The following is a 5,812-nucleotide window of genomic DNA, read 5'->3' as shown; positions in this document are numbered from 1 at the left end:
TCGAACAGCACGACCTGATAGGGTCTGCGCCGCACGGCTTCGGTCAATACGCCACCTTCGTCATAGCCAACATACCCGGGAGGCGCGCCGATCAGACGGGCCACGGCATGTTTCTCCATGAACTCAGACATGTCGATCCGCACCATCGCGTTCTCGTCGTCGAACAGGAATTCGGCCACGGCCTTGGTCAGCTCGGTCTTACCGACACCAGTCGGCCCGAGGAACAGGAAGCTGCCCAAGGGGCGGGCCTCGTCATTCAGGCCGGCACGCGCACGGCGCACCGCGTTCGACACAGCTTTGACCGCGAGGTTCTGACCAATGACACGGTTGTGCAACTGGTCTTCCATGCGCAGCAACTTGTCCCGCTCGCCTTCCAGCATACGACCCGCGGGGATACCCGTCCAACGTTCGACGACGCTGGCGATCTGGTCCGGGCGCACGGCCTCTTCGACCATGACGTCGGCTTCGTTCTCTTCGGCCTCGCCCAGTTTGCGTTCAAGCTGCGGGATCACGCCATAGGAAAGCTCCCCCGCTTTGGCGAGGTTGCCTTCGCGCTTGGCGATCTCAAGCTCGGCGCGGGCACGGTCCAGCTGCTCTTTCAGCTCGCGCGCGCCCTCAAGGCGATCACGTTCGCCCTGCCACTGCGCAGTCATGGCATCGGCCTTTTCCTGCAGATCCCCCAGCTCTTTCTCCAACTTGTCCAAGCGGTCCTTGCTGGCAGCGTCATCCTCTTTCTTCAACGCCTCGGCTTCGATCTGAAGCTGCATGATCTGACGATCCAGCGCATCCAGCTCTTCCGGTTTGCTGTCGACTTCCATCCGCAGACGGCTCGCGGCCTCGTCCACAAGGTCGATTGCCTTGTCGGGCAGGAAACGGTCCGTGATATAGCGATGCGACAGGGTCGCCGCCGCCACAAGGGCAGAGTCGCTGATCCTCACACCATGGTGCAGCTCGTACTTCTCCTTAATGCCTCGCAGGATCGACACCGTATCCTCGACCGTAGGTTCGCTGACCATCACAGGCTGGAACCGACGGGCAAGTGCTGCGTCTTTTTCGACATACTTGCGGTATTCGTCCAAGGTCGTCGCACCAACGCAGTGCAATTCACCCCGCGCCAACGCCGGCTTGATGAGGTTGGCCGCGTCCATCGCGCCGTCCGCCTTACCGGCACCAACCAGCGTGTGCATCTCGTCAATGAACAGGATCACCTCGCCCGCGGCTTCGGTGACCTCGGTCAGGACGGCTTTCAACCGTTCTTCGAACTCGCCACGATACTTTGCGCCAGCAATCAGCGCGCCCATGTCCAGCGCCAGCAAGCGCTTGTTGCGCAGGGATTCGGGCACATCGCCATCCACGATCCGCAGGGCGAGCCCCTCGGCAATCGCGGTTTTACCCACACCGGGCTCACCAATCAGCACCGGGTTGTTCTTGGTACGGCGGCTCAACACCTGCATGGCGCGACGAATTTCCTCGTCCCGACCGATGATCGGGTCGATTTTGCCCTCGCGGGCACGTTCCGTCAGATCAAGGCTGTACTTCTTGAGCGCCTCATACCCGTCTTCCGCACTGGCCGAATCAGCCGTGCGCCCTTTCCGGATATCATTGATAGCGGCGTTCAACCCCTGTGCGGTGACCTTGCCCGCATCCAACGCGGTTTTCGCACCGGATTTCACCATCGCAAGCGCCATCAGCACGCGTTCGACCGGCACAAAGCTGTCGCCCGCTTTTTTGGCCAGCGTCTCTGCTTCGGCCAGCACTTTTGCGGTGGCATTATCAAGGTATACCTGCGCGGCGTCGCCCGACACCTTGGGCAGCTTGCCCAAAGACAGCGTCAGGGTTTCAATCACACGTGCAGGATCGCCACCGGCAGCAGCAATCAGATTGCTCGCCAGCCCTTGGTCGTCATCCAGCAGTGCTTTCAATAAATGTTCCGGCGTCAGCCGTTGATGGCTTTCACGCGTCGCGATTGTTTGCGCAGCCTGAATAAAGCCGCGCGACCGTTCTGTGAACTTGCTCAAGTCCATGAGCTTCTCCTTTTCTTAAAGCGACCACAAAGAAGATGCCTGCTTTGCAGCACATCATGGCGTGATCCTCGGGATAGAATTTGGGGACAGAGGGAAGGGATTCAAGAGAGTCGCCTCACAAAAGCGTCAACAAAAAACATACATCTTTTAAGATTATTTTTCAGACTGGTGGGATTTCGCCACATTGCGAACACATTGGAATCCCACAAGAAAAATGCAGTTTCGCAATTTGCCGCCCATGGCAAGAAATAATTACAAAAATGTTAATTGACTGATTTTAAGCGAAAATTTATATTTATCCACATGACGGATGCGCCCCAGTGGAACCATTTAGTCACACATACGTTGTACTGGCAGATAAACGAAAACAAATCGAGCCGACTTTAACCAGTACAACAAATCCTTGAGGTACGAACATGCAGACGCGCCAGATTCAGATGAACGACGTTATCTACAACGCGGCAGAGCAATGCTTCGAAGCTTTGGTCACCGTCCACGATGGCGATCGGTCCCGCAAATATGCCTGCGCCATCAACGCGCCGATGACGATGTCCTTTGATCAAGCTGCCAAAGGCCTGACTAAACAGGCCGAGCGTCGCCATATAAGCCGCGGCGGCATGTATTCCGAGATCCGCGCCCAGAAGCCCGCACAACGCAGTGGCCGCCCTCGGTTCGATCCAAAAGCCTGGTTGCGCCATGTCGCCAACCTTCCCGGCCTTCGCGCCGCCTGATTTACAGTTTCGGCGGAACTGCCTGCGCGCCCGTCCCGGCGCGTGTCCCGCCCAATCCAGAGACAACTGCCTGCCTGCACGTCTCTGATACTCGCCCGGACAGCCGCTGCGCTGCCCGGGCCTTTTTCTTTGCGCGATCCCTGTTTTCATAGACATGTCAGGTCGAACACCGTAAGCCTCCGGCGTTTGCCAAATCTCATCACTTCGGAGCCCGCCCCATGTCAGATGACCGCCTGATCGTTGCCCTTGATGTCCCCCACGCTGTTGCCGGCCTTGAACTGACCCAAAAGCTGGGCGACGCGGTGAGCTTTTATAAAATTGGTCTGGGCATGTTGACGGGCGGCGGCCTGGCGCTTGCGAACGAGTTGATCCAGGAACACGGCAAACGCATTTTTCTGGACATGAAACTGTTCGATATCAGCGCGACAGTCGAAGCAGCGGTGCGCGGGCTAGCGCAGTTCGACCTCGATTTTCTGACCGTGCACGGTGACCCGCATGTTGTCCGCGCCGCGATGGAAGGGGCCGCAGGATCCCGCACCAAGATTTTGGCGGTGACCATCCTGACATCTCTGGACCGCAACGATCTGGACGCGGCGATGATCCAGTCGGGCGATATCCCCGATCTGGTCCAGACCCGCGCCGGGCGCGCGCTGGAGGCTGGTGCTGACGGCGTCATCGCCTCCCCGCAAGAGGCGGCCCTGATCCGTGCCCTACCCGAGGCCAACGGCAAGCTGATCGTCACCCCCGGCGTGCGACCAAGCGGGGCGGCCCTTGGCGACCAGAAACGCGTTGCAACACCGGGTCAGGCGATCTTGGATGGGGCGGATCACATCGTCGTTGGCCGCCCGATCTGGCAGGCCGAAGACCCCGCCGCCGCCGCCCGCGCGGTGCTGGCAGAGCTGCCCTGAACGCAGCCGAAATGCGCGAAACCCAACAAATAGCGCATTTTCGCCTATGTGATAAATCGGTAACAAACATGAACTGGCTGCCAGCAACTGGAAGTTCCGTGTATGTTTTATGACATTCATATGGCAACCTTACTTTGGTGATACTCCCCGACGGACTGGTTCTTCCTGAAGTCCGTCACCTCCCCCCGCTTCAGGCGGGGGTCTTTCTTTGCCCCCCCTTTCGATTTCCGCCCTTCAACCCGACGCTGCACGTATGTGCATGGCGAAGTCGCGTGTGATCGGGTAGACTTGCGTTAACCAGCCCTTAACCCTACCTGACCGCCATGCCCGCCCTCTGCCGAGACTGCCTGTCCGAAATCGCGCCCGCGCGCCGGTGCTCTGCCTGCGGCAGCCCGCGTATCTCGTCACACCCCGAATTATTCGACCTTTCCATCGCCCATATGGATTGCGATGCCTTCTACGCATCCGTGGAGAAACGCGACAATCCGGCGCTGAATGGCAAGCCCGTGATCATCGGGGGCGGACGTCGTGGGGTCGTGTCGACCGCCTGCTATATCGCGCGGATCAAAGGGGTCCGGTCTGCCATGCCGATGTTCCAGGCGCTGAAACTCTGCCCCGAAGCGATCATCATCAAGCCACGCATGGATGCATATGTCGAAGCCTCCCGCGCGATCCGCGCCATGATGGAAGAACTCACCCCCGCCCTGCAGCCGCTGTCGCTGGACGAGGCGTTTCTGGACATGACCGGCACAACCAAGCTTCACGGGGCACCCCCTGCCGTGATGCTTGCGCGACTGGTGCGTCGCATGAAGGTCGAACTGGGGCTGACCGGCTCTATCGGTCTATCACACAACAAGTTTTTGGCCAAAGTCGCCTCTGACCTTGATAAGCCGCACGGGTTTTCAGTGATCGGCAAGGAAGAAACACAGAGGTTTCTGAACGACAAACCGGTGAGCATGATCTGGGGCGTGGGCGCGGCAACGCTCGGGTCCCTTAACAAGGCCGGCATCCAGACCTTCGCGGACCTGCTTCGATGGGAAAGGACCGACCTGATCGCGCGTTTCGGCAGTATGGGCGACCGCCTGTGGCATCTGGCACGCGGCCAAGACAACCGCCGTGTTTCCGCGCATGAACCGATGAAATCCATCAGCAACGAAACCACCTTCAACGAAGACACTTCCGACCCTGACCTGCTGGACGGCCATCTGTGGCGCATGGCGCAAAAGGTGGCGGACCGCGCCAAGGCCAAAGACCTTGCTGGCCGCGTTGTCGTACTCAAGCTCAAACGGGCCGATTTCTCGCTGATCACGCGGCGGGTGTCGCTGTATGACCCGACGCAACTGGCCGACCGCATCTACCGCACAGCGCGCGGGCTGTTTGACCAGCTTGGCGAACCGGGGCCTTTCCGGCTGCTCGGGTGTGGCATTTCGGACCTGAGCGCGGCTGACGGTGCCGATACCGCGGGCGACCTGCTGGACCCGGATGCCGCCCGCCGGGGTCAGGCAGAGCGGGCAATAGATGCCATCCGCAACCGGTTCGGGGACAAGGCAATCGTCAAGGGGCGCGCGCTGCGCTGATCACTCCGCCGCGAGGGCGAGACTTTCTGGACGGATCCGCGCAATCTCTGCCACAACGCCGCGAAGCGCTTTTTGGACATCCTCGAAATCACCGTTGGGGCGCACCAGAGATTCGTTCATATACAGCGACCGGTCCAATTCGACCTGTACCGCATGCTGCCCCCGTGCCGGACGACCGTAAGCTTGGGTGATATAGGCCCCCGCAAAGGGCGTATTGCGGGTGACGGTGAACCCTGCCTTGACGAAAGCGGCCTCTATCTGATCCACAACATCGCTGCTGGCTGCCGCGCCGAACCGGTCCCCCAAGACCACTTCAGGCCGTTTCAACCCCATACGCGCGACGCCGTCCATCGCCTCGTGCGGCATCGAATGGCAATCCACCAAGATCGCCTGCCCGTGATCCGCCCGCGCGTCGTTCAGCAGGCTTTGCAACATATCGTGGTACGGCACCCAATAGGTCGCGATTCGCGCCCGTGCTTCATCCAATGTTAATTTGCCCTGATAAATTGACCGCCCGTTTGCCACGACACGCGGAATAACCCCCAATCCGGAGGCAACCCGCGGGTTGCCTC

At 59.9% G+C, this 5,812-nt stretch carries 5 protein-coding genes; 3 read left to right on the top strand and 2 right to left on the bottom strand.

From position 1 onward, the window contains the following. Positions 1-2,024: AAA family ATPase (locus B3849_RS07250; protein ID WP_286779968.1), on the bottom strand; the 2,024-nt coding region annotated here is incomplete at its 3' end. Positions 2,025-2,461: 437 nt separating this feature from the next. Between B3849_RS07250 and B3849_RS07245 the strand changes: the two genes are divergently transcribed. The 3 genes from B3849_RS07245 to B3849_RS07235 all read left to right on the top strand — a co-directional run bounded on the left by B3849_RS07245 (position 2,462) and on the right by B3849_RS07235 (position 5,240). Beyond that, positions 2,462-2,755, top strand: a complete 294-nt coding sequence (locus B3849_RS07245; protein WP_278374867.1) for an orotidine 5-phosphate decarboxylase — start codon at positions 2,462-2,464, stop codon at positions 2,753-2,755. Between the two features lie 218 nt (positions 2,756-2,973). Continuing rightward, positions 2,974-3,663 carry an orotidine-5'-phosphate decarboxylase gene (pyrF, locus tag B3849_RS07240; protein ID WP_005850154.1) on the top strand — a complete coding sequence of 230 codons (690 nt, stop codon included), beginning with the start codon at positions 2,974-2,976 and terminating at the stop codon, positions 3,661-3,663. A 323-nt stretch (positions 3,664-3,986) separates the two neighbouring features. After that, the gene (locus B3849_RS07235; RefSeq protein ID WP_278425050.1) at positions 3,987-5,240 is read left to right on the top strand and encodes a DNA polymerase IV; all 1,254 of its coding nucleotides are present in this window, start codon (positions 3,987-3,989) and stop codon (positions 5,238-5,240) included. Here B3849_RS07235 and B3849_RS07230 read toward each other — a convergent pair. Continuing rightward, a partial coding sequence (locus tag B3849_RS07230; protein ID WP_286779967.1) for an N-formylglutamate amidohydrolase occupies positions 5,241-5,812 on the bottom strand: 572 nt, incomplete at its 5' end. It abuts the gene before it with no gap.

Origin of the sequence: Sulfitobacter sp. UBA4523, assembly GCF_002388305.1 — a bacterium.
In the GTDB taxonomy this organism is placed as follows: domain Bacteria; phylum Pseudomonadota; class Alphaproteobacteria; order Rhodobacterales; family Rhodobacteraceae; genus Sulfitobacter; species Sulfitobacter pontiacus.
Note: the sequence above shows the minus strand (reverse complement) of the source record. Positions and strands in the feature narration are given on the sequence as shown.

What these genes read in the sequence shown, in the direction of transcription:
- B3849_RS07235 (WP_278425050.1), top strand. Translation starts at nt 3,987, where the DNA reads ATGCCCGCCCTCTGCCGAGACTGCCTGTCCGAAATCGCGCCCGCGCGC.
- B3849_RS07245 (WP_278374867.1), top strand. Translation starts at nt 2,462, where the DNA reads ATGAACGACGTTATCTACAACGCGGCAGAGCAATGCTTCGAAGCTTTG.
- pyrF (WP_005850154.1), top strand. Translation starts at nt 2,974, where the DNA reads ATGTCAGATGACCGCCTGATCGTTGCCCTTGATGTCCCCCACGCTGTT.